Annotated in this window: 19 protein-coding genes and 1 tRNA gene; 18 read left to right on the top strand and 2 right to left on the bottom strand. The window is 61.5% G+C overall.

Annotated features, from left to right (window positions below; genetic code table 11):
• Position 1 precedes the first annotated feature (1 nt).
• From PMX21_RS02695 to PMX21_RS02675, 5 genes are all read left to right on the top strand, one after another.
• Positions 2 to 667, top strand: coding sequence for a DUF4956 domain-containing protein (locus PMX21_RS02695; RefSeq protein ID WP_271757885.1), 666 nt, complete (start codon positions 2 to 4; stop codon positions 665 to 667).
• Positions 668 to 977: 310 nt separating this feature from the next.
• Positions 978 to 1,949, top strand: a complete 972-nt coding sequence (locus PMX21_RS02690; RefSeq protein WP_271757909.1) for a LacI family DNA-binding transcriptional regulator — start codon at positions 978 to 980, stop codon at positions 1,947 to 1,949.
• Positions 1,950 to 2,132: 183 nt separating this feature from the next.
• Positions 2,133 to 3,533 carry a PTS transporter subunit EIIC gene (locus tag PMX21_RS02685; RefSeq protein ID WP_271757883.1) on the top strand — a complete coding sequence of 467 codons (1,401 nt, stop codon included), beginning with the start codon at positions 2,133 to 2,135 and terminating at the stop codon, positions 3,531 to 3,533.
• A gap of 107 nt (positions 3,534 to 3,640) precedes the next feature.
• Positions 3,641 to 5,182 carry a glycoside hydrolase family 32 protein gene (locus PMX21_RS02680; protein ID WP_271757881.1) on the top strand — a complete coding sequence of 514 codons (1,542 nt, stop codon included), beginning with the start codon at positions 3,641 to 3,643 and terminating at the stop codon, positions 5,180 to 5,182.
• A 96-nt stretch (positions 5,183 to 5,278) separates the two neighbouring features.
• Positions 5,279 to 6,271 (top strand): PLP-dependent transferase, encoded by a 993-nt coding sequence (locus PMX21_RS02675; RefSeq protein WP_271757880.1) that lies wholly within the window; start codon positions 5,279 to 5,281, stop codon positions 6,269 to 6,271.
• A gap of 134 nt (positions 6,272 to 6,405) precedes the next feature.
• Here the strand turns inward: PMX21_RS02675 and PMX21_RS02670 are convergent, their stop codons facing one another.
• The gene (locus PMX21_RS02670; protein ID WP_035138101.1) at positions 6,406 to 6,750 is read right to left on the bottom strand and encodes a winged helix-turn-helix domain-containing protein; all 345 of its coding nucleotides are present in this window, start codon (positions 6,748 to 6,750) and stop codon (positions 6,406 to 6,408) included.
• Positions 6,751 to 6,943: 193 nt separating this feature from the next.
• Between PMX21_RS02670 and PMX21_RS02665 the strand changes: the two genes are divergently transcribed.
• A complete protein-coding gene (locus PMX21_RS02665) occupies positions 6,944 to 8,455 on the top strand; it encodes an IMP dehydrogenase (protein WP_271757878.1) in 1,512 nt (503 codons plus the stop codon).
• Positions 8,456 to 8,828: 373 nt separating this feature from the next.
• Positions 8,829 to 11,405, top strand: a complete 2,577-nt coding sequence (gene leuS, locus PMX21_RS02660; RefSeq protein ID WP_271757876.1) for a leucine--tRNA ligase — start codon at positions 8,829 to 8,831, stop codon at positions 11,403 to 11,405.
• 104 nt (positions 11,406 to 11,509) lie between these two features.
• Here leuS and PMX21_RS02655 read toward each other — a convergent pair whose 3' ends face one another.
• Positions 11,510 to 12,082, bottom strand: a complete 573-nt coding sequence (locus tag PMX21_RS02655; RefSeq protein WP_271757874.1) for a hypothetical protein — start codon at positions 12,080 to 12,082, stop codon at positions 11,510 to 11,512.
• A 368-nt stretch (positions 12,083 to 12,450) separates the two neighbouring features.
• Here PMX21_RS02655 and PMX21_RS02650 point away from each other — a divergent pair, with 368 nt between their 5' ends.
• From PMX21_RS02650 to PMX21_RS02600, 11 genes are all read left to right on the top strand, one after another.
• Positions 12,451 to 12,945 carry a ribosome maturation factor RimP gene (locus PMX21_RS02650; RefSeq protein WP_271757873.1) on the top strand — a complete coding sequence of 165 codons (495 nt, stop codon included), beginning with the start codon at positions 12,451 to 12,453 and terminating at the stop codon, positions 12,943 to 12,945.
• A 1-nt stretch (position 12,946) separates the two neighbouring features.
• Positions 12,947 to 14,194 (top strand): transcription termination factor NusA, encoded by a 1,248-nt coding sequence (gene nusA, locus PMX21_RS02645; RefSeq protein WP_006234042.1) that lies wholly within the window; start codon positions 12,947 to 12,949, stop codon positions 14,192 to 14,194.
• 91 nt (positions 14,195 to 14,285) lie between these two features.
• A complete protein-coding gene (infB, locus tag PMX21_RS02640) occupies positions 14,286 to 17,000 on the top strand; it encodes a translation initiation factor IF-2 (protein WP_271757871.1) in 2,715 nt (904 codons plus the stop codon).
• Between the two features lie 11 nt (positions 17,001 to 17,011).
• Positions 17,012 to 17,422: a 30S ribosome-binding factor RbfA gene (gene rbfA / locus PMX21_RS02635; RefSeq protein ID WP_117647311.1), complete on the top strand. Its 411-nt coding sequence runs from the start codon at positions 17,012 to 17,014 to the stop codon at positions 17,420 to 17,422.
• Positions 17,415 to 18,458 (top strand): DHH family phosphoesterase, encoded by a 1,044-nt coding sequence (locus tag PMX21_RS02630; RefSeq protein WP_271757869.1) that lies wholly within the window; start codon positions 17,415 to 17,417, stop codon positions 18,456 to 18,458. Before rbfA ends, PMX21_RS02630 begins: the two co-directional genes overlap by 8 nt.
• Positions 18,459 to 18,473: 15 nt before the next feature.
• Positions 18,474 to 19,406, top strand: coding sequence for a tRNA pseudouridine(55) synthase TruB (gene truB, locus PMX21_RS02625; protein ID WP_271757867.1), 933 nt, complete (start codon positions 18,474 to 18,476; stop codon positions 19,404 to 19,406).
• Positions 19,403 to 20,410, top strand: coding sequence for a riboflavin biosynthesis protein RibF (ribF, locus tag PMX21_RS02620; RefSeq protein WP_271757865.1), 1,008 nt, complete (start codon positions 19,403 to 19,405; stop codon positions 20,408 to 20,410). The genes truB and ribF overlap by 4 nt, the downstream gene beginning before the upstream one ends.
• Positions 20,403 to 22,511, top strand: coding sequence for a DNA primase (gene dnaG, locus PMX21_RS02615; RefSeq protein ID WP_271757864.1), 2,109 nt, complete (start codon positions 20,403 to 20,405; stop codon positions 22,509 to 22,511). The genes ribF and dnaG overlap by 8 nt, the downstream gene beginning before the upstream one ends.
• Positions 22,512 to 22,621: 110 nt before the next feature.
• A complete protein-coding gene (rpoD, locus tag PMX21_RS02610) occupies positions 22,622 to 23,971 on the top strand; it encodes an RNA polymerase sigma factor RpoD (RefSeq protein ID WP_055286388.1) in 1,350 nt (449 codons plus the stop codon).
• A gap of 188 nt (positions 23,972 to 24,159) precedes the next feature.
• A tRNA-Asn gene (locus tag PMX21_RS02605) sits at positions 24,160 to 24,234 on the top strand.
• Positions 24,235 to 24,427: 193 nt separating this feature from the next.
• Positions 24,428 to 24,784 (top strand): Asp23/Gls24 family envelope stress response protein, encoded by a 357-nt coding sequence (locus PMX21_RS02600; protein WP_022093773.1) that lies wholly within the window; start codon positions 24,428 to 24,430, stop codon positions 24,782 to 24,784.
• Positions 24,785 to 24,797: the final 13 nt, after the last annotated feature.

Below are 24,797 nucleotides of genomic sequence, written 5' to 3'. Positions count from 1 at the left end.
CATGAGCACCAGGGACTTTATTAAGAACTCCGTCTTGGAGGCGTTTGGCCAGGTCGACCCTGCCAAGATCGGCCTTTCGCTGCTCGTGGCGCTCGCCATGGGCATCCTGATCTATTACGTGTACAAGCGCTTTTTTACCGGCGTGGTGTATTCGCGCAGCTTTGCCGTGACGCTCGTGGGCATGTGCGTGCTCACCTGCATGGTCACGCTCGCGATCTCGACGAACGTGGTCATCTCGCTCGGTATGGTCGGTGCTCTGTCTATTGTCCGCTATCGTACGGCGGTCAAGGACCCGCTCGACCTGCTGTATCTGTTTTGGGCCATTACCACGGGCATTACGGCCGGCGCCGGCATGTACGCGCTCGTGGGGCTCACGGCGGTGGTGATCGTGGTGATGATCGCCGGGTTTGCGAGCCATCAGGACAAGGCGCGCGTGTACATGATGGTCATTCACTACACGGGCCAGACCACCGGCGACGATATCGTGCGCGCGTTTGGGCGTACCAAGTTCACCGTTAAGTCCAAGACGATGCACGGCGACAAAGTCGAGATGGCCGTGGAGGTATTCTCGGACGGCGTGGACATGCCCTATGCCGACGCGATTCGCACGCTCGATGGCGTTGAGGACCTGACCCTCATCCAGTACAACGGCGAGTATCATGGATAACTATGTTCCGGCGTTCTAACGAACGCCGGACCGCTCGACGCTGCGCGGGCATCTGCCGGGCTCTTATGTTCCGGCGTTCTGCCGAACGCCGGACCGCTCGACGCTGCGCGGGCATCTGCCGGACGATCTGCCGCTCAAACCGTCGCTCGCGTACATAAAGTACGCTTCGCTCCTCTTTCGCGGCACCTCGCCACGGCAGCTGCCCGCTCGCTGACGTTTGCTCGACCTGGATGGGCGAGTTGATTGGTTAAGCGCGTTCGCGGGTATTATGGTGAAAGCGATTTCAACGACGGGGGTGCTCGTGGTAAAGATGAAAGATGTGGCCGAGCTGGCCGGCGTTTCGAGCGCCGCCGTCTCGCGCTACCTCAACGGTGGGTATATCTCGGCGGACAAGGCCGAGCGCATTAAGCAGGCGATTGAGCTGACCGGATACGTGCGGTCCAGCCAGGCTCGCGCGCTGCGTACCGGCTCCACCAAGCTCATCGGCGTCATCGTGCCTAAGATTAATTCCGAGTCGGTGAGCCGCATTACGGCGGGCATCGGGCAGGTGCTTGGCCGCCGCGGGTACCAGATGTTGCTTGCCAATACCGACAACGTCTCCGATCGCGAGCTCGAATATCTCGATTTATTCCAAAACCACCCGGTCGACGGCATCGTGCTGGTGGCAACCATGATCACCGGCGAGCACCGTCGAGCGATTGAGTCTTGTCGCGTACCCCTTGTGGTCATTGGTCAAAACGTCGAGGGCGCGGCGTGTGTTTATCACGATGATTTCGAGGCCGCTTTCGAGCTGGGTCAGGCGCTCGCGAAGCGTGCTGAGGGCAAAATCGCCTACATCGGTGTTACCGAAGAGGACCGCGCGGCCGGTTATGACCGCCGTCGCGGTTTTGAGGCCGGCTTGCGCGCCGCGGGTAACCCGCTCGATGCCGCCTTGATTCGCCTGGGCTCGTTTACGCTCGACTCAGGCTATGGTGCAGCACGTGAACTGCTTTCCGTCGCTCCCGATGTTTCGTTTATCGCGTGCGCGACCGATACCATGGCGGCGGGCGCGCTTCGTGCCATCGATGAGGTTCGCGGCGTGGGCGAGGGCATGCATCGCGTAAGCGGTTTTGGCGACAACGCGTTTTTGCGCGCGCTGACGGGCGGTATTCCCACCGTGCATTATGGCTACCTGACCAGTGGCGTCGAGGCGACCAATATGTTGCTCAACACGCTCGATGGCGTGGAGGGGGAGAGCGGTCTAAAGACGCTCAAACTCGGCCATCAGCTTATGAATGTCTAGATTTTGGGCACGTCTGCCTGCCTCTGAGCCCTTATGTTTGTCTCAAAACTACCATTCGCCCGTTATTTCCTACCGTTCACCCTACTATGAAAACGATTACAGACATATGAAACTGAAAACGATTACAGTATAAGTGTCAAACATGGTCGGGTGCACATGCGCCCGTTGGAGGAAAGGGAAGTCATGGACTACCGTAAATCAGCCCAAGAGGTGCTCGACAACATCGGTGGCGCCGACAACGTTATTTCGGCCGCACACTGCGCCACGCGTCTGCGCCTGGTGATTGCCGATAACGCGAAGGTTAACAAGGAGGCCCTCGAGAATATCGACGGCGCCAAGGGCGTCTTTGAGGCTCAGGGCCAGCTCCAGATTATTTTTGGCACCGGTACCGTCAACAAGGTCTACGAAGAGTTCATCGCGCTCAGCGGCGTCAACGCTGCCACCAAGGCCGAGGTCAAGGAGGCCGCGGCGCAGCAGCAGAACATCTTTATGCGTGCCATTAAGGTGCTCGGCGACGTCTTTGTCCCCATCATCCCCGCCATCGTGGCTTCGGGCCTGCTGCTGGGCATTATGAGCGCCCTCAACTTTATGGCCTCCAACGGCTTTATCGCGCTCGACACCAATAACTTTATTTATAAGATCGCCGACCTGGTCTCGGGCACGTCCTTTGGCATTCTGCAGATCCTGATCGGTTACTCCGCCGCTAAGGCCTTTGGCGCCAACCCGTATCTGGGCGCCGTCGTCGGTGGCGCATTCATCAACTCCTCGCTGCAGAGCGCCTATACGGTTGCCTCCGAGGGCGTGCAGACCATGGTCAACGTCATCCCCGGCGTGTACAGCTTTGAGTGGGTCGGCTATCAGGGCCATGTGATCCCCATCGTCATCGCCTGCGCCATTCTCGCCTTCCTCGAGAAGCGCCTGCACAAGATCGTTCCCGAGATGTTCGATCTCTTTGTGACTCCGCTCGTCTCGGTGTTCGTGACCGTGCTCGTGACGCTCGTCGCCGTCGGCCCCATCTTTGTCTGGGCCGAGAACGCCATCCTCGGTCTGATCCAGGCACTGCTGACCCTGCCCTTCGGCATCGGTTCCTTTATCGTCGGCCTGTTCTATGCCCCCACGGTCGTTACCGGTATCCACCAGATGTACACCGCCATCGACCTGGGCCAGCTCGCCCAGTACGGCGTGACCTATTGGCTGCCCATCGCCAGTGCCGCCAACATCGCCCAGGGTGGCGCCGCACTCGCCGTTGCCTTTAAGACCCGCGATGCCAAGATCAAGGGCCTGGCGCTTCCTTCGGCTCTGTCCGCCTTCATGGGCATCACCGAGCCTGCCATCTTCGGCGTGAACCTCCGCTTCTTTAAGCCCTTCATCGCCGGCTGCATCGGCGGCGGTTGCGGTGCCCTGGTCTGCGCGCTCACTTCGCTGGCTGCCTCCGGCACGGGTGTTACGGGTATCTTCGGTATCCTGCTTTGCCTGGCTCAGCCCGTGCAGTACGCGATCATGTTTGCGGTCGCCGCGCTGGTTTCCTTTGCTATCTCGTTTGTCCTGTACAAGGACGAGCCCAAGGCTTCCGAGCAGGCTTAAGAGCTTTTGATTGAGGGGATGCCCGCGGGCTGTATGCTCGCGGGTGTTCCCTGCATCTGGCGCCGATCTCTGACGCCTTGTAACTTTCGATCCGTTAGGACTCTGATATGTCTAATGCACTTGGTCGCGACCTTGCAAAGCTGGTTGCCGCTGTTGACATCGCTGCCTCTGAGTGCGGTCATGGTGCGTATGGCCAGCACTTCCATATTATGCCGCCGGCGGGTTGGCTCAACGACCCCAACGGTCTTTGCCAAGCGGGCGGCATATTTCACGCGTACTTTCAGTATGCGCCGTTTGATGTCGAGGGTGGCGTTAAGGTCTGGGGCCATGCGACGAGCCGCGACCTTATGACGTGGGACTACGTTGGCGCCCCGCTGCTGCCCGACGAGCCGTTCGATTGCCACGGTGTGTATTCGGGTTCCGCGCTTGCCGAGGACGGTCGCATTCGCGTGCTGTACACAGGCAACGTTAAACTTTCCGATGCGGATGGCGCGTACGACTACGTCAATACCGGCCGCCGCGCCGATACCGTGTATGTCGAGAGCGTTGATGGCCTTGCCGGTCGGGAGTTCAGCCAAAAGCGCGTGGTGCTGGCGTCCTTGGATTATCCTGATGATTTGACCTGCCACGTGCGTGACCCCAAGGTGTGGCGCGATGATAATGAGCGTTACCACATGGTGCTGGGCGCGCGTCGTCGCGTGGACGGGCCGCATGTCGAGAGCCGTTTTTGTGCGATGCATGGCGAAGGTGCCGGGCGCGATGTGGGCGAGATCTTGGTGTATGGCTCGGCCGATATGCTGAGTTGGGAGCTCGAGAGCCGCGTGTCTACGCCCGAGCGTTTTGGCTTTATGTGGGAGTGCCCGGGATACCTTGAGCTTGAGGCGGATGGCGGTGTACCGGCGAAGTGGCTGTCCTTCTCGCCCCAGGGTCTCGAGGGCGGCCGTTGGGACCGCGGCAATGTGTATGCCGCTGGCTATATGCCTGTAACGGGCGACATTACGGGTGGTGTCGGTGCCTATGAGCTGGGCGAGTTCCGCCTATGGGACGCCGGTTTTGACTTCTATGCTCCGCAGGAGTTTACGTCCGAGGACGGTCGCCACATTCTGATCGGCTGGATGGGCATGCCCGATGAGCCGACCTATGGCAACGACCCCACTGTGATGTGCGGCTGGCAGCACTGCATGACGGTGCCGCGTGAGCTTACAGCCGGTGACGGCGGCGTGGTGCTGTCACAGCCGGCGCGCGAGATTGAGCACCATTACGCCTCGGTGCGTGTGGGGGAGGGCTCGTTGGAGGTTGCCGGCGATACCTGCTTTGACGTTGTTGTCGACGGTGTCGACGGCGCGTTTACCGCAACCGTTGATGGCGAGCTGAAGCTGTCGTTTGTGCCCGCCGAGGGCGAACTGCCCTCGCGCTTTGAGATGCGATTTACCGATGGGAGCCGCGCTTCTGCCGGCTGCGGTCGTACCGTACGTTGGGAGCCCGTCGACGAGGTTCGTAACGTGCGCATTGTCGGCGATGTCTCGTCGGTCGAGGTGTTTGTGAATGATGGCGCGCTCGTATTCTCGACGCGCATCTATCCCGAGGCCTATGGCGTGACCGTTGACGCTCCGGGTGCGAGCGTGAACTATCACACGCTCAGCATCTAGGCGATTCGTTGCATATCGGCGCTATACTGCAGCCGTTGCCCACGATGCGGGGAACACCCGCACTGTGGGTTTTTGCTTATGAAGGGACGGTGCCGTGTGGATGTACAGCAGCTAGAAGAGGCCTGGGCTTTGAGGGCCGGCGCGCGTGAGGTGCGGTTGCTTGCGGCCCCGCATGTGCCGGCAGCGCTGTCTCTGTTGGGGATTGTGCGTCCCGGTGACCGCTTGGTGGCCTTTGCGGACGACTTTGCCGATGCGTTTGCGCGCGGCTTTGATGGCTGCGACGTGGCTATGGTGGGGGAGCCGTCGGTTGCGGCGTTTGCTGCTGCGTCCGATGGCTTTGATGCTTCGTTTGATGCCGAGGGGCCGCACCTGTGGTGGTTCGTTAACTCCATCGGCGGGCTTGGACTGCGCGTGCCCGATCTTCGTGCTCTGGGTCGCGCGGCTCGCGAGGCCCATGCGCTGTTTGTGGTGGATAACACGGTGGCGTCGGCTTTTGGCTGCGATTTGCTGCGGCTGGGTGCTGCGCTGTCGCTCGAGGCGCTCGACCGTGTATGCGCCGGTGATGCTTCGCGCAAGTTGGTTGCCGTATCGGTGGCGCGCTCGCAGCTCAAGCGCCATCGTGTGGATGTTGCTGCTGAGTGCGCGCATGCCCTGATTGAGGGCTGTGGCTTGGCCAAGCTTGATATGCCTGCTGACGAGGCCGACGTGCTGGAGCGAGGGCTTTCCTCGCTCGATGCCCGCATGCAGGCGCATTTCGACCGCGCCCGTGCGCTGGCCGAGTATCTGGCCGCCAACGAGATGGTGTGCAACGTGTGCTATCCCGGGCTGAGCTCGCATCCCGATCATGCGGTTTCAACGGGAATCCTCGAGCACGGCTTTGGTCCGGCAGTTGAATTCGACCTTATCGAGCGTAGCGCGGGAGAGCTGTTCGACGCTTTGCCGGGGGAGTTTCGCGCATCGCCCGCCGGCGGCGCAACGACGCGCCTTTCGGCCCCACGTGGCAAGCAGGGGAGCACCATCCGCCTCTTCGCCGGTACCGACGATCCCTTGATCGTGGCCGCCACCCTAGATAATGCCCTCCGCAACTAGCTAAATCATCCTCGACTCCATAAGTTGCGGTGAAATATGGATTGATTTACGGCTTTAACCGCATAAACAGTCCCTATTTCACCGCAACTTAATAAGAAGGGGTTGCGTAGCTATAAAGCCCCGTCCCAAATTAGCTACTCTTTGATGCTGGCGATGAGGTCGTTTGCTTTGGTGGCAATGACGTTGTTGATGTCGGCCTGCAGCTCCTCGTAGACCGCTATGGCTCGCTCGCCGGCGGGGGTCAGGGTGGACCCGCGGGCGCCGTCGCGCTCGATGAGCTTGCAGCCCAGCTGACCTTCTGCCTCGTTCACAATGCGCCATGCCTTGGAATACGCCATGCCCATGCTCTTGGCGGCGCGGTTGAGCGAGTGCTCGCGGGCGATACCCTGCAGCAGCAAGACGCAGCCGTGGCCGAACACGCCCGGCAGATCCTTGTCGCACGCTTGAATGACCAACTTTGCCGTCGTCTTGTACTCCATACGCTCCACGTCTCCCCGCTAAAGTATTTGCTGGGCAAACGCAAAGCCTGCGTCAAACCCTCGTGTGCTCTTCTTAAATCATGCATTGTAGCAGTCAAAGTGCGTTAAGATACTTCCCCAGTATTGGGCGCCCAAGGTTGGGCTGGGTCCTACGAGGCCTGCAGCCGACCGGTCGCATGGAAAAAGGAGAAACATGGCTACGTTCTTTCCCGGTGAGTCCCACACGTTTTCGGAGTATCTGCTGGTCCCTGGTTACTCGTCCTCGCAGTGCATCCCCAACAACGTCTCTCTTAAGACGCCGCTGACCCGCTTTAAGCGCGGTGAGAAGCCGGCAATCACCCTGAACATCCCCATGGTTTCCGCCATCATGCAGTCCGTCTCGGGCGTCGATATGGGCGTCGCGCTCGCTACCGAGGGTGGCCTGTCCTTCATTTACGGTTCTCAGAGCGCCGAGTCCGAGGCCGCTATGGTCAAGGCCGTCAAGGATCACAAGGCTGGCTTCGTTCAGTCCGATTCCACGCTGACCCCCGACATGACTATGGAGCAGGTCATCGAGCTCAAGGAGAAGACCGGTCACTCCACCATGCCGGTCACCGACGACGGCACTCCCAAGGGTAAGCTCCTGGGCATCGTCACCAGCCGTGATTATCGCCCCAGCCGCGATGAACATCAGACGAAGGTCTCCGAGTTCATGACCCCGCGTGAGCAGCTCATCGTGGGCGACAAGAACATCAGCCTCAAGGTTGCCAATGACGTCATCTGGGACAATAAGCTCAACGCCCTGCCCATCGTCGACGACTACGATCACCTGATGGGCATCGTCTTCCGCAAGGACTACGACAGCCACAAGACCAACCCCAACGAGCTGCTCGACGGCGACAAGCGCTACATGGTCGGCGCCGGTATTAACACCCGCGACTATGCCGAGCGCGTGCCCCTGCTCGTCGAGGCCGGTGCCGATGTCCTGTGCATTGATTCCTCCGAGGGCTTCAGCGAGTGGCAGAAGCGCACCATCGAGTGGATCCGCGCCAACTACGGCGAGGACGTCAAGGTCGGTGCCGGTAACGTCGTCGACGCCGAGGGCTTCCGCTTCCTGGCAGACTGCGGCGCCGACTTCATCAAGGTCGGTATCGGCGGCGGCTCCATCTGCATCACCCGCGAGACCAAGGGTATCGGCCGTGGCCAGGCCACCGCACTGATCGACGTCTGCCGCGCTCGCGACGAGTACTACGAGGAGACCGGCGTTTACGTGCCCGTGTGCTCTGACGGCGGTATCGTCTACGACTACCACATGACGCTCGCCCTTGCCATGGGTGCCGACTTTATGATGCTGGGTCGCTACTTCGCTCGCTTTGACGAGAGCCCGACCGAGCGCGTCAACGTCAACGGTCAGTACATGAAGGAGTACTGGGGCGAGGGTTCTGCGCGTGCCCGCAACTGGCAGCGCTACGACCTGGGCGGCGCCGCGAAGCTCAGCTTCGTCGAGGGCGTCGACTCCTACGTCCCGTACGCCGGATCCCTCAAGGACGGCGTGGGCGGCACGCTCTACAAGGTTAAGTCCACGATGTGCAACTGCGGCGCCCTCTCGATCCCCGAGCTCCAGGAAAAGGCACGCCTAACGCTGGTCAGCTCCACCTCCATCGTCGAAGGCGGCGCCCACGACGTTGTCGTGAAGGACTCCCAGCAAAGCGTCAGCTACCGCTAAGCGGCTTTCCCAAGCACCGCACCTTGCCGTTCAAACCGTCGCTCTCGTACCAAAGTACGCGACGCTCCTCTTTCACGGCAATCTGCGGCACTTGGAAAACCCGACCATGCTCGAGCGGGTAACAATTAGCGGTTGATTCCCAACCACGCTATTTAGATAAAGCGAGATGCATGCAAGTCGCAGGCATCTCGCTTGTCGTATTTGCTATCATCATGCGAGTTAACGATGTGGCGGGGCGTTCTTACCTTTGCTCGCTGCAAGTTCCGCACGAGCCGAAGAGCACTTAATGTGCTCTTCGTGCGAGCAGGACTGTCCGCAGCAGCGAGCAAAGGTAAGAACGCCCCGTCCCAACCCAGCTAACAAAGGAGCTGATATGTGCGATTGCACAGATCATAAGGATGAGATCCCTGCCTATGACGCGCAGGCCATTGAGTCCAAGTGGATGAAGGCCTGGGAGGATTCTGACCTCTTTGCCGTCGACACCGACGACAGCAAGCCCAAAAAGTACGTGCTCGAGATGTTCCCGTATCCGTCGGGCGACCTGCACATGGGCCACGCGCGCAACTATACCATCGGCGATGCCATGGCCCGTCAGGCCCGCATGCGCGGCTACGACGTGCTGCATCCCATCGGCTTTGACGCCTTTGGCCTGCCCGCCGAGAACGCCGCCATCAAGCACAATACGCAGGCTGCCGCCTGGACGTATAAGAACATGGACCAGGCGCTCGCCACGATGAAGCGCATGGGCTTCTCCTACGATCTGGATCGCATGGTCAAGACCTGCAGCCCCGATTATTACCGCTGGGGCCAGTGGATCTTTGAGAAGATGTGGGAAAAGGGCCTGGTCTACCGCAAGAAGAACCCGGTCAACTGGTGCCCTAACTGCAAGACCGTTCTGGCTAACGAGCAGGTGACCGAGGGCAAGTGCTGGCGCTGCGGCACCGAGCCCGAGAAACGCGACCTTGAGCAGTGGTACTACAAGATTACCGAGTACTCTCAGGAGCTGCTCGACGACCTGGAGAAGCTCCCCGGCTGGCCCGAGCGCGTCAAGCAGATGCAGGCCAACTGGATCGGTCGCTCCGAGGGCGCCGAGGTCGACTTTACCCTGTGCGACCAGGATGGCGAGCCCATCGAGGGCGACGAGGGCAAGATCACCGTCTTCACCACGCGAGCCGATACCCTTTTTGGTGTCTCCTTCTTTGTCCTGGCTCCCGAGTACGCCGGCCTGCTCGAGCTCGTCGAGGGCACGGAGTACGAGGAGGCCGTCACCAAGATCGTCGAGGACTCCAAGCATATCTCTGCCGTCGAGCGTGCCCAGGGCACCCTCGAGAAGCACGGTGCCTTCACGGGCCGCTATGTGGTAAACCCCGTCAACGGCGAGAAGGTCCCCGTGTGGGTTGCCGATTATGTCGTTGCCGACTACGGTACCGGTGCCGTCATGGCCGTTCCCTGTGGCGACCAGCGCGACTTTGAGTTCGCCCGCAAGTATGACCTGCCGATCGTGCCGATTATCCTGGACGATGACGACCGCGCGGCTGTCGAGGCCAGCGGCGAGACCATCGATACCTTCCATGCCGAGACCGTCGACTGGGATTGCGCCCACGCTGCCGAGGGCACGCTCGTCCAGTCCGGCAAGTACACCGGCATGCGCGGCGGTAAGCACTCCGAGGGCGAGGCTGCGATCGTGGCCGACCTCGAGGCCATGGGCTGCGGTCGTCGTAAGGTCGAGTTCCGTCTGCGCGACTGGCTCATTTCCCGTCAGCGCTATTGGGGCAACCCCATCCCGGCTATCCACTGCGAGCATTGCGGCATCGTGCCCGTGCCCGAGGATCAGCTGCCGGTGACGCTGCCCGAGAACCTGGACCTGGGCGCCGGCGAAACCCTCGCCGAGTGCAAGGAGTTCTACGAGACCACCTGCCCGGTCTGCGGCCGCCCGGCCAAGCGCGAGACCGATACCATGGACACCTTCACCTGCTCCAGCTGGTATTACCTGCGCTATACCGACCCGCACAACACCGAGCTGCCCTTCTCCCGCGAGGCTGCCGACCGTTGGATGCCCGTCGATAACTACATCGGCGGCATCGAGCACGCCATTCTGCACCTGCTCTACAGTCGCTTCTTTACCAAGGCGCTGCGCGATCTTGGTCTGCTGAGCGTGGACGAGCCCTTTACCAACCTGCTGTGCCAGGGCATGGTCAAGGACGAGAACGGCGACACCATGTCCAAGTCCAAGGGCAATGTCGTTCCCCCGAGCTCGGTCATCGAGCCCTACGGCGCCGACACCATGCGTTTGGCGATCCTGTTTATCGCCCCGCCCGAGAAGGACTTCGACTGGGATCCCAAGGCCGTTGAGGGCGCCAACCGCTTCATCAAGCGCGCCTGGCGTATCGTTTGGCAGCTCGTCCAGTCCGGCGACGCCAACGTGGCCTTTGACAAGTCCGCGCTCGACGAGGTCGCGATGAAGCTCTATCGCGAGCGTCACCGCACCATCGCCAAGTGCACCGAGGACTTCGATCGCGGCCAGTTTAACACCGCGATCTCGGCCGTCATGGAGCTCGTCAACGCGGCGAGCGCCTACCTCAATGCCACTGAGGGTACCGCTCGCGACAAGGCGCTGTGCTACGGCGTGGCCAAGGATATCGTGAGTGTCCTTGCCCCCATCTGCCCGTTCTGGGCCGACGAGCTGTGGCACGAGGCACTCGGCTGCGAGGGTAACGCCTACACCGCCGCCTGGCCCGAGTTCGACCTGGCCGAGTCCGTTGAGGACACGGTGCAGATCGTGGTCCAGGTGCTCGGTAAGGTCCGCGGTCGTGTCGACGTTGCCCGCGATGCCTCCAATGAGGATATGCAGGCTGCCGCCGAGGCCGCCGTCGCCAAGTGGCTCGAGGGCAAGACGGTCGTCAAGGCCATCTGCGTGCCCGGCAAGCTGGTTAACCTGGTGGTCAAGTAAGCATTGCGCGCTTAACTGACGCATTAAAGACGAGGGGCGATCCAGTTGGGTCGTCCCTCGTCTTGTGTTTTATGCCCTGCTTAGTCAGTGCGTCGCACCGTCTTCTACGGGATGTGTACCAGGTCCCTAAAGTAAACGTTGCCCGTTGCCTCTTCGAACATCCAAATGTTGAGGTAGATGTCGTTGAGGTCGTTGTTCACATCAAAGTTCGGATCGTCGAAGGTGCCCACAAAGGTGAGCATGGCGCGCGTTTCCTCTCCAGCGGCGACCGGTTGGCGCATGCGTACGTCGCGGACCACGCCGTTGACGTAGGCATAGGAGTCCACATCGCCAAACATCATGTCGACACCGGTGTTGTTGGTCACCGTAAAGACGAGCGCGGCGTCCCCGTAGCCGTCGGTGTCCTTGCCCACGCAGGTAACATGGACGTTCTCGTCTGCCTCAAGGTCGATGGGGAGCTGTTTTTGGGAATCGGGACCCAAGCTCTGGGGATCGATTTCGTCTTCGTTGATTTTATCGAAGCTACCCTGTGGCGTCGTTTCCTCGGCAGCTTCGGTGCTTCCGGGATTCGGCTCAGATGGCCCGGTTTTGCCATCGGTATTGCTACATCCCATCAGGGCGAACGAGCAGACTGCGATGGCGAGCGCGGTCGTGCAGAGGGTGCCGAGACGTTTCATGGGTGCCTCCTTGCCGTAGGGTTTTGGAAGGTTGTGTGGCCAATGCGCGCGGCCGGCCTTTTGCTGCAGAATGTCCCTAGCTGTAGTCTGGCCGATGTGCACCCAAGAGCGGAATGCCCATAGGGCCCGATTCGCTTGGCGGGTTGGGACGTTTGGCCCGTTTTGGGCCTTTTGGGGGAGCGCGATATGGGGGTTCTCGCCCAATTATCCGTTTCTTGTGGAGAACCTGTGCTTGCACTCATCTGCAGGTTTGCGTTGTGCTTGCACGTTTCCGCAGCTATTGGTATAGTTTGCTTGCAAATGAAGTTGTAATTGAAAGAAGTGGGGTTTCGGCCCCGCTTCTTTTTTGTATGGATGGAGGTGCCGCAATGGTCAAGACCAAGACCGAGCAGGCGATCATCAACGCGCTCGAGGCCGTCGCTCCCCAGCACGATGTCGACATCGTCGACGTCGAGCTCGTGGGTGCCACCAAGGCCCCCTGCGTGCGCGTGCGTATCGAGGGTGCCGAGGGTCAGAGCCTGTCGCTCAACGACGTCACGGCCAACACCAAGTGGGTCGGCGATGTGATTGAGGAGCTCGACCCCATCTCTTCGAGCTATACGCTCGAGGTGTCGAGCCCGGGTATGGCGCGCCCGCTGCGCCGCCCGTGCGACTTTGCCCGCTTTGTGGGCGAGAACTGCGAGCTCACCTCCACCGCCACCGAGGGCCGTCGCAAGTACGCCGGCAAGATTGCCGCCGCCACCGAGGCGAACGTGACCCTCGAACTCGAGGACGGCGAGTCCGTTACCCTCGATTTCTCTGATGTTAAAAAGTGCAAGTTGAAGCCCACCTACGACTTCAAGCCCGCGAAGGAAGGAAAGTAAGATGGCAGCATCCGACATGATGTCCGCCCTGATGGAGCTTTGCCAGGAGAAGCACATCGACCAGCTCTACCTGATCGACCGCCTGGAGCAGTCGCTCGCCAAGAGCTATGCCGAGATCCTGCATCTTGAGTGGGGCGCCAAGGTGACCATTGACCGCACCACCGGCAAGATCTACGTCTACCGCCTGGAGCCGATCGACGATTCCATGGACGAGGAGGGCAACTTCACCGAGTTTGAGGAGATCGACGTCACCCCCAAGAACACGAGCCGCATCGCCGCCCAGCACGCCAAGGCCGAGATCAACGCCATCGTGCGCAACTCCGCCCGCGAGCAGATCTACGAGGAGTTCTCCGGCCGCATCGGTGATCTCATCAGCGGTACCGTGCTGCAGTCCACGCCCGACTTCACGATCGTCAAGATTCGCGAGGGCGTCGAGGCCGAGCTGCCGCACTTCGACCAGCGCCGTTACGAGAACGAGCGCAACGAGCGTCCGATGGGCGAGCGCTACCTGCACAACCAGCACATCAAGGCCGTGATCATCGACGTTCGCGACCCCAACTCCAACCTGCAGCCGGTTCGTGGCGAGCACAGCCGTCCGCCGATTGTCATCTCCCGCACTCACCCCGAGCTCATGCGTCGTCTGTTTGAGCAGGAGGTGCCCGAGATCTATGAGGGCACCGTCCAGATCAAGTCGATCGCCCGCGAGCCCGGTCAGCGCTCCAAGGTCGCCGTCCACTCGCTCGACGACCGTCTGGATCCCGTGGGCGCCTGCGTTGGCCCCAAGGGCAGCCGTGTTCGCGCTGTCGTGGGCGAGCTCCGTGGCGAGCGTGTCGACGTCATCCTTTGGGATGCCGATCCTGCTGTCTACGTCGCCAACGCCCTTTCGCCCGCCAAGGTCACCCGCGTCCTCATCGACGAGGAGAAGGCTTACGCCGGCGTCATCGTGCCCGACGACCAGCTGTCCCTCGCCATCGGCAAGGAGGGCCAGAACGCCCGCCTCGCCGCGCGCCTGACCGGCTGGCACATCGACATCAAGTCCGAGACCCTTGCCGCCGACATCCTCAAGAACGTTCCCGTTCACGAGGAGCCCGCCGCCGACCTGATCGGTGACGAGGAGGATGAGGACGTCCGCCGCTGCGAGTACGTGTCCGAGGACGGCATCCAGTGCCGCAACCAGGCTCGTCCCGGCTCCCGTTTCTGCGGTGTCCACGACACCGACGCCTTCGATGATGCGGAGGACCTGATCTAGCGCGCGGTCGCGCCGGGCGGGTCCCGGCGCGTCTCCCACGCTCGTTCAGTCTCTAGGCACCCAAGGTGCCAGAAAGGGTAGGTGAAGTCATATGGCAAAAGTCCGTGTGTCCACCCTGGCCAAAGAGTTCGGCATGACCTCCAAGGAACTGATGGGTCATCTCGCCGATATGAAGATTCCCGCTAAGTCCGCTTCCTCCACCTTGGAGGACGCCTATGTCGCCATGGTCCGCAAGCAGCTCGCCTCGGTGATCGAGGCCCGCGCCCAGGAAGTCGAGGCCGCCAAGCAGGCCGAGGAGCAGGCAGCTGCCGCCGAGGAAGCCGCACGCGCCGCCGAGGCCGAGCGCGAGCGCATCGCCGCCGAGAAGGCCCGCGAGGAGGAGCGTCGCCAGTTTGCCGCAGCCCAGGCTGCCGAGGAGGCTGCCCGCGCCGAGGCCGAGGCCAAGAAGAAGGCCGAGCAGGAGCGCCTTGCCCGCGAGAAGGAGGAGGCTGCCCGCGAGGCCCAGCGCCGCGCCGTTCCCGCTTCCGACTCCGGTTCCCGCTTCCGTTCGCTGCTCGACCAGATCGCCGCACAGGAGACCGTGCTCAAAGAGAAGAAGGACGCCGAGGACAAGGCCAAGGCCGAGCGCGCCGCAGAGCGCGGTAACCGTCGTGGCGGCAACAACGACCGCCGCGGTGGCCGTCGTAACGATCGTAACGCTTCCGACAACAACTCCGAGCGCAACGCCTCCGAGAGCCGTTCGCACAGCCATCGCACCAACGCCAGCAACAACGTCGCTGCCGGCATGGACTTCCCCAACCCCGATAAGCAGGGTAAGGGCAAGAAGCGTAAGGGCGGTCACAACAACGAAGAGGACCACTACAGCCGTATGGCTCGCGAGGCCGAGGAGTACAGCCGCGAGAAGGTGCTCGAGGAGGCTCGTGCCGCCGTCGAGGAGGCCTCTCGCGAGTCCACCGGTCGCCGCAAGAAGCGCAAGGAGAAGCGCGAGCGCGAGGCTGCCAAGGCTCAGGAGGAGCGCAAGATAGAGGAGGCGCTGGCCCAGGGCGTGAACCCCGAGGACCTCGACGCTATCAAGGTCTCCCAGGGCGTTACCGTCCAGGAGCTTGCCGAGGCGCTCGACGTTCCGGCCAACGACATCATCAAGCGCCTGTTCCTGCTGGGTACGCCGCTCACGATGACGCAGTCCATGTCCGACGACCTCGTCGAGCTCGTTGCCGACGACCTGGGCCGTCAGATCAAGATCATCACCCCCGAGGAGGAGAACACCTTCTCGTTCTACGACGATCCCGCCGACCTTAAGCCTCGCGCCCCGGTCGTCACCGTCATGGGTCACGTCGACCACGGCAAGACGTCGCTGCTCGACGCCATCCGTCACACCGGCGTTGCTGCCGGCGAGGCGGGCGGCATTACGCAGGCCATCGGCGCTTCGCAGGTCATGATCAACGACCGCAAGATCACCTTCATCGATACCCCGGGTCACGCTACCTTTACGGCCATGCGTGCCCGTGGCGCCAAGGTGACCGACATCGTCATCCTGATCGTCGCCGCCGACGACGGCGTCATGCCCCAGACGGTTGAGTCGATCAACCACGCCAAGGCTGCCGGCGTACCCATCGTCGTTGCCGTCAACAAGATCGATAAGCCGGGCGCCAACCCCGACCGTGTGCGTCAGGAGCTCACCGAGTACGGCGTCATCCCCGAGGAGTGGGGCGGACAGAACATGTTCGTCAACATCTCGGCCAAGCAGAAGATCGGTATCGACGACCTTCTGGAGACCGTGCTGCTCCAGGCCGACGTGCTCGAGCTCAAGGCCAACCCGGACACCTTTGCCTCCGGCAACGTCCTTGAGGCCAAGCTCGACAAGGGCCGCGGCTCGGTCGCTACCGTGCTCGTGACCCGCGGTACCCTGCACGTGGGCGATACGCTGGTCGCCGGCCTTACCTACGGTCGCGTCCGCGCCATGCTCGACCCCAAGGGTCGCGCCGTCACCGAGGCTGGTCCCTCCGACGCCGTCGAGATCCTGGGCCTGCAGTCCGTGCCCAACGCCGGTGACGAGTTCCGCGTGTTCGAGGACGAGCGCGAGGCTCGTGCCCTGGCCGACGAGCGTTCGCTCAAGGCCCGTATCGAGGAGCAGAGCCGCGTCAGGCACGTCACGCTCGAGAACCTCTTCGAGACTATTGCCGACGCCGAGGTCAAGGAGCTCAACCTGATCATCAAGGCAGACGTCCAGGGTTCCATCGAGGCCCTTCAGGACTCGCTCGACAAGATGGATCAGTCCGAGGTTCGCATCAACACGATCCACTCCGCTGTCGGCGCCATCAACGAGACCGACGTCGTCCTGGCCGACGCCTCCAACGCCATCATCATCGGCTTTGGCGTCCGTCCCGACGGTAAGGCCCGCTCCGCTGCCGAGCGCGAGGGCGTCGAGATCCGTTGCTACGACGTTATCTACAAGTGCCTCGAGGAGCTCGACGCCGCCCGTATCGGCATGCTCAAGCCCACCGAGGTCGAGGTCGCCACGGGTACCGCGACCGTCCTGGACACCTTCAAGGTGCCCAAAGTCGGTATCGCCGCCGGTGTCCGCGTCGAGGAGGGCGAGATCGCCGCGACCGATTCCGTGCGTCTGGTGCGCGACGGTATCGTGGTCTTCAACGGCAAGATCGCCTCGATGCGCCACTACAAGGACGAGGCCAAGAGCCTCAAGAGCGGTTCCGAGGGCGGCATTGGCCTGGAGAACTTCCAGGACATCAAGCCCGGCGACCAGATCGAGGGTTACCGCATCGACCAGGTTGCCCGTACCGAGTAGGGGGTAGCGCTATGAAGCAAACGCAGGCAACCCGCCGTCTGGGCGAGCAGCTTCGCGAGAAGCTCGGTTATATCCTGCTCTTTGAGGTTTCCGATCCGCGTCTCGACCTGGTTACTTTGACCGCGGTCGAGGTCGCGGTGGACCGTTCGTTCGCGCGCGTGTACGTGTCGTGCGACGCGAGCCGCTACGACGAGGTCATGGAGGCGCTCGCCAGCGCCAAGGGTCGCATCCGTAGCCTGTTGGCCCGCTCGCTCGATTGGCGCGTCACGCCCGAGCTCGATTTTCGCATCGATCGCTCGACCGATGAGGCCGAGCGCATCACGCGCGCGCTGGAAAACGTTCCCGCCACGCTTGCGATCGAAAAGGACGAGGACGGCTATCCCATAGCGGATGCCGCCCAGGAGGCAGCTTTAGATGAGTAATTCCGCCGACCTCGCATCGTGCGAGTCTGCAGATATTCAGCGACGCATCCTCGAGCTCATCGAGGATGCGTCCTCCATTGCGATTTCGGGACATACGTCTCCCGATGGCGACGCCCTGGGCTCCGTGCTGGGTCTGGGCTTATCGCTTATGAAGTTTTTCCCCAACAAGGACATTGCCCTGCTGCTGGCAGACGATGACCCGGTTCCGCGCATCTACCGCTTTATGGAGGGTGCCGACCGTCTGGTGCCGGCATCTGCGTATACCGACAATCCGGACCTGTTCATCTCGGTGGACGTGCCGGTCGTCGAGCGTCTGAACAACTCAGCCGAGGTGCTCCGCCGCTCGTCGCATGTGGTGTGCTTCGATCACCATCCGGCGCGCGAGGAATTTGCCGAGCTGAGCCTGAGGTGCGTCGGCGCCGCAGCCTGCGCCATGATCATCGACCGCTTTTTGGACAATTGCGGCATTGTCGCACGTGATGGCGTTGCGACCTGCCTGCTGTGTGGCTTGGTTACCGATACCGGCCGTTTTCAGTATCAAAACGCCGATGCTGCTGCGTTCCATGCCGCCTCGCGCCTGGTCGCGCACGGTGCCGATCCGGCGCGTGTTGCGCTCGAGGTCTACCAGAGCATGCGCGTGGAGTTCTTGCATCTCAAGTCCATCGTTATGGGCCGCATCAAAACAGTGGCGCACGGTCGCGTGGCATATAGTTATGCGTACCAGAGCGACCTCGAGGCCTGCGGCGTCACTTCGGATGAGTGCGACGGCCTGGTCGATGTGGTGCGTTCGGTTATGGGCGTGGAGGTCTGCCTGTTTCTGAAGGGCATTGAGGGCGATACCAAGGTACGCGGCAACCTGCGCTCCAAGGGTGACCTCGATGTGTCCGAGATCGCTGCCAACTTTGGCGGTGGCGGGCATCATGCCGCCGCCGGCTTTTCCAACAACGGAACGATTCGCGAGACGCTCGCCGTGGCACTTCCCATGCTGGCCGAGCTGGTAGGGGAGGATCCCGCTTCGGTGACCGTCGAGCTCTAACATTTTGGATGGTACATGGCTCGTCGTACGCCTTCTCAACTGAATATGCTGCTCGCCGTCGATAAGCCGGTGGGCTGCACGTCCCACGATGTGGTCTCGCAATGCCGACGCGCCCTCCATGAGCGGCGCGTCGGCCATGCCGGCACGCTCGACCCCATGGCATCCGGCGTCATGGTGGTGGGCGTGGGCCAGGCTACTCGTCTGCTGGGCATGCTAACCCTCGATACCAAAAGCTATGTCGCCGACATCTCGTTTGGTGCCGAGACCAATACCGATGATGCGGAGGGCGAGGCGGTTCGCACAGTGGCTGTTGCCAACGAGCTCCGCGATCCTGCCTATGCCCGTGAGCACTTGGCCGCTATGCTGGGCCCGCAGATGCAGGTGCCGCCGGCGTTTTCGGCTATCTCGGTCAATGGCGTTCGCGCCTACAAGTCTGCTCGCGAGGGCAATGCGGTGGACCTACCTCCGCGCCCCGTCGAGGTCTATGCCGCCGACCTGATTGCCGTGGGCGGCGAGGGTGATACATGCGTGTGGACCGTGGCGTTCTCGGTGAGCAAGGGCACCTATATCCGTGCGCTCGCTCGCGACCTGGGCCGTGCTTGTGATAGCGCCGCGCATATTTCCGCGCTTCGTCGCACCGCATCCGGTGCTGTTTCCATTGGCGCTTGTCATGCGGTGGAGGAGCTTTCTCCCGAGTCCGCGGCTAGCTTTGCCCTGAATCCCATTGCAGCCCTGGGCGCCACGCGTGTTGACTTGCCGGGCAATCTTGCCGACGACCTGCTCTGCGGCCGACGCATTCCCGTTGAGCGTGCGCTTGCCGATTTCGATGCCTCGAAGGCGCCGTTTGCGTTGGTGCTCGATGGGGGACTCAAGGCGCTCGCTCGCATTGAGAGTGGCCGCTTTGTTATGGAGCACGTGTTTCCGCAAGCAATCGGCGGTGTTCGATGATGCTTTCCGCTCGCGAGCTCGCGCGTATTTTTTTCGCGGGCGAGTCGGACGAGGCTCGCATCGTTACTGCCGATACGTTTGATGAGTGCGAGCACTTGGGTGCCGCATCGATTGCCATCGGCGTGTTCGATGGCGTTCACCGTGGACACCAGGAACTCATCCAAGCGCTTGTCCGTGATGCCCGTGCCCATGGCTGCAAGGCGGTCGTAGTTACCTTCGATCCCGACCCGGACGTCGTGGTGAGCCCTTCGCCCGCCCAAAAATTGATGACGACGGCCGACCGTCTGCATGCCCTGGCTCAAACCGGGGTCGATGCGGTGGTGGCCGTTCCCTTTACGCCTGAGGTTGCGGCGCTTGACCATGTTGATTTTCTCTCGCTGGTGTCGCGTCTGGTCGACATTCGATCGATTCGCGTTGGCAGTGACTTTAGGCTGGGTCGTGGTGGTGCTTCTGGTGTTGCCGAGATGCGCGCCTGGGGTTCCGAGCACGGCGTTGACGTGTATGGTCACGACCTGCTTTGCGAGGGCGGTGAGGCCATTTGCGCCACGCGCATTCGTCATGAGCTGGGACAGGGCCATGTGGAGCTTGCTGCTGAGTTACTCGGCCGACCGTATATGGTGCGTGGCGGTGTTATTCGCGGCCGTCACGAGGGTTCTGGCATGGGCTTTCCCACGGCAAACCTACAAGTTCCCGGTGGTATTCAGGTGCCTGCTGATGGCGTGTATGAGGGTCTGGTGCTGGTCGATGACACCGTGTGGCCCGCTGCTGTGAACGTCGGCCTGCCGCCAACGTATGCTGACGATGCGGCATCTGCGCATCTCGAGGCTAATTTAATTGGTTATACGGGCGACCTGTACGGCGCTTCCGTTTCGCTGGCGTTTACGCGCTGGCTGCGTCCCTCGCGTGTGTTCGATTCGCTGGATGAGTTGATCGCGACCGTCGAGGGTAATATCGAGGATATTCGTCACAACTTGGGCGATCAGGGGGTGAGCATCCGTGATTAGCGATGAGGAAAAAGACCAGGTACGCGCTGCGTCTGACCTGGTTGCCATCGTGCAGGAAACGGTCGAGCTCAAGCCTCGCGGCCATGAGTTTTGGGGATGCTGCCCCTTCCATGGCGAGAAGACGCCGTCCTTCCACATTATCCCCGCCACGCAGGTGTGGCATTGCTTTGGTTGCGGCGAGGGTGGCGACGTTTTCACGTATATCATGAAGCGCGAGAACCTGAGCTTTCCCGAGTCAATCCGTTACTTGGCCGATCGCGCGGGTATTGAGCTGCATGACACCGGAGATCGCCGCGAGCGCGGCACCAAGCGTGCCCGCATCTACGATCTGTGCGCCGAGACCGCCCAGTTCTACCACACCATGCTCATGCGCGGTAAGGACGGCCGTCCGCGCGAGTACTTTGCCAGCCGCGGCATGGGCGGCGACGTCTGCCGCCGCTACTGCCTGGGCTTTGCACCGGGCCGTAACGCGCTGGTGTCGCACCTGTCCCAGGCGGGTTTTACCCCGCAGGAGATGATCGACGCCAACGTTGCCGTGAGTCGCGGGCGCGGGCAGCTTGCCGACCGCTTTTACGACCGCGTGATGTTCCCCATCTTTGACGAGCAGGGTCACAACATTGCCTTTGGCGGTCGCATTATGGGCGACGGCCAGCCTAAGTATCTCAACACCGCCGAGACGAGCGTGTTTCATAAAAAGCGAAACCTCTACGGCTTTAATTGGGCCAAGGAGTTTATCGTCGCGCAGGATACCGCCATCGTGGTAGAGGGCTATACCGATTGCATCGCCTGCTGGGAGGCGGGGATTAAAAACGTTGTCGCCACGCTGGGCACCGCCCTCACGGAGCATCACGTCAAGACGCTCACTCGCTTTGCCAAGCGCATCGTGTATATGTTCGACGGCGATGCAGCGGGCCAGAAGGCCGCCCGTCGCGCGATTCAGTTTATCGAGCAGGATTCCATGGACCTGCGCTGCGTGGTACTGCCCGACGGCAACGACCCTATGGAGTTTATTACGGCGCACGGCGGCCAGGAGCTGCAGGCGCGCATCGACGCGGCCGAGCCGCTTATGGACTTTGTCTACCGTTCGCTGCAGGAGTCGAGTGACATCACCACGCCGGGCGGTCGCGCTAAGGCGCTGGAAGATGCGCTGACGCTTATCTATCCGTTGCGCAACAGCTATATGATCGACACGTACTTTATCCAGATTGCCGATCTGCTGGGTTTGGATCTGGAGACGGTGCGCGCGAGCTCGGGTCGTGTGTTTCGCGATGTCGCCAAGCGCGAGGATGCGGAACGACGTCGTGAGCAGAACTATGAGCGCCAGCGGGCACAGACTGAGCGGTCCGGTAGCGCGGGCGGTCGGGCGTCGGGTTCTCGCGATGCCGGTCGCGGTGCTTGGGCATCGGGCGCGACGCCGCCGGTGTCCGCGCCGGTCGAAGAAGAGCCGTACGACTACGTCCCGCTCGATGCCTACGGCGCCGCGCCCGTGGAGGTCGTCGACGACCTGCCGCCGATCGATGTGCCTGATGGTATGCGCGCTGTGCCTGTGGCTGACGGTTCGGGCGCACCGGCTGCGGCGGCGCCGATGGTTCTTACCGATCTTGAACGCAAATCCTTGGCAGGGGAGCGCGAGCTGTTGACGATGCTCACGAGCTACCCCGACCTGTTCCGCACGTATGCCGACCGCATCTGCTCCATCGAGTGGGTTGACCCGCGTCACGAGTCCATTGCATGGGCCGTTCTGGCAACGCCGCCGGGAACCGATCCTGCAGCCTGCATGGATGCGGCACGCTCGGTGTGTCCCGAGGCGGCAACGCTTGTGAGTGCCGGGCGCATCTCGGCGACGAGCAAGCACCCCACCGAGACGAACATCGTGTTTATGCTCGATACGCTCGAGCTCTACACCATCAAGCGCCGCATGCGTGCCGCACAGGCCAAGCTGCGACAGGACCGTTCGCTCGATGATGAGGCCCGTCGCGCGCTGACCGTGCAGGCCGCGCAGGATTCGCAGCGTCAACGCGAGCTGCAAAAGTCGATCGGCGGCGTGGCGGACCCGTTCCGTTTGATTGGTTTGGAGACCGCAGGAACCGAACAGGCCTAGATGTTGTGTTCAACCAGCGTATTCTCGCCTATATCCAGTCCTCTTTTTGGGTATAGACGTCAATGTGTGTGCTAAAGTATTGAGTCCTGTGGACTATGAAGGGAGAATCTGTGCCAAAAAAGACTGAGAGCACGGGTACTGGGCTGGAATCCTACGTTGCAAAGCTCATGGGCAACGGCTCAAACAGGACTTCGGTAACCGAGGACGAGATTCAGGTCGCCCTGAAGGATATCGATGTTTCTGACGAGCAGCTCACCGCGGTGTATTCCGCGCTGCGCAACAGTGGCATCCAGATTATCTCCGCGAGCGGTAACGACGACGCCCCCATGGACGTCGACGATGACGATAACGATACCGATACCGACGATTTCGATGACGACGACGAGCACGATTCCGGCTCGCTTGACGATCATGAGCTCAAGATGGCCCGTCAGGCCGATGCCGAGATGGGTTCTTCCAAGAGCAAGAAGAAGCGCACCGTGCGCACGTCCCGTTCACGCTCCCGCGTGCGTGGCATCGATGCCTCCACGGTGATGCTGACCGGCGATCCGGTCCGTATGTACCTCAAGGAGATCGGCAAGGTTGACCTGTTGACCGCCTCCGAAGAGGTCGATCTGGCTATGAAGATCGAGGCCGGTCTTGAGGCCACCGAGAAGCTCGAGGCTGCCGATGCTGGTGAGCTCGAACTCACGCGTGCCGAGATGCGTCGTCTTACGCGCATTGAGAACGTGGGCCTCGAAGCCAAGCAGGCGCTCATCAGCGCAAACCTGCGTCTGGTCGTCTCCATCGCTAAGCGCTATGTCGGACGCGGCATGCTGTTCCTGGACTTGATCCAGGAGGGCAACCTCGGTCTGATCCGCGCCGTCGAGAAGTTCGACTACCAGAAGGGCTTTAAGTTCTCCACGTACGCCACGTGGTGGATCCGTCAGGCCATCACGCGCGCTATCGCCGACCAGGCCCGTACCATCCGTATTCCCGTGCACATGGTCGAGACCATCAACAAACTCGTCCGCGTGCAGCGCCAGCTTCTTCAGGACCTTGGTCGCGACCCGACCCCCGAGGAGATCGGTGCCGAAATGGACATGAGCGCCGACCGCGTCCGCGAGATCCAGAAGATCTCGCAGGAGCCCGTGTCGCTCGAGACCCCCATCGGCGAGGAAGAGGATTCCCAGCTGGGCGACTTCATCGAGGACTCCCAGGCTATCGTTCCGCCCGATGCCGCCAGCTTCTCCATGCTGCAGGAGCAGCTCACCCAGGTGCTCGACTCGCTTGCCGATCGTGAGCGCAAGGTTATTGAGCTGCGCTTTGGCCTTGTCGACGGACATCCCCGTACGCTCGAGGAAGTCGGTCGTGAGTTCGGCGTCACGCGCGAGCGCATCCGCCAGATCGAGTCCAAGACCCTGGCCAAGCTCCGCCATCCCAGCCGTAGCAGCAAGCTCAAAGACTATATCGAGAGCTAGTCAAGCAAGAAGCGCCCTCAAGCACATCTGCTTGGGGGCGCTTTCATGTAGTCGTTGGGGACGTTCTTGAATGACTAGTCGTTCAGGAACGTCCCCAATGACTGGGTCGGAAAATTTCTTAAAAAAGTTCTTGCCCTAAGCTGATTCGTCCGTATAATAAACTTCGTTGCTTGAGAGCACGCACCTATTCCTCGGTAGCTCAATGGTAGAGCACGCGGCTGTTAACCGCGCTGTTGTAGGTTCGAGTCCTACCCGGGGAGCCAGGTTGTAAAACCCGTCGCTTATGCGGCGGGTTTTTTTGTCGCGATCGCTTAGCGCGAACGTTACCGTATCAACATTTCGTGTCGAGGATGTAATCCCGAGGCCCGCCACCTCAACATGGCGCGGTCGTTGTAGAATATTGCAATGATTGCTCCCACGACATGGTGCCGCGAGCACCAAGAAAAGGAGATTCTTGTGTCTGAGACCATTAACGGCAGCCTGAGCGTCTCGAACGACGTTATTGCCGATATTGCCGGTTATGCCGCGATGACGTGCTATGGCGTCGTCGGTATGGCTGAGCAGCTCCAGGGCGCCGAGAGCGTGCGCCTGCTTGCCGGTCAGCGCCTCCGCAAGGGCGTGCTTGTCTCCGCCGACGAGAACGGCCTTACGGTCGATCTTCACGTCGTGCTCGAGAACGGCGTCAACATGAAGTCCGTCTGCCACAATCTTTCGAGCTCCGTTGCCTTCACCCTGCAGGAGATCGCCCAGATCGATCCCGCCAGCCTTAAGATCGGCATCCATATCGACGCGCTCAAGAGCCGTCTGAACTAGCATCCGAAAACGG

This window comes from Collinsella aerofaciens (genome assembly GCF_028209885.1).
Classification (GTDB): Bacteria; Actinomycetota; Coriobacteriia; order Coriobacteriales; family Coriobacteriaceae; genus Collinsella; species Collinsella aerofaciens_BA.
This window is presented reverse-complemented; position numbering and strand designations above follow the sequence as displayed.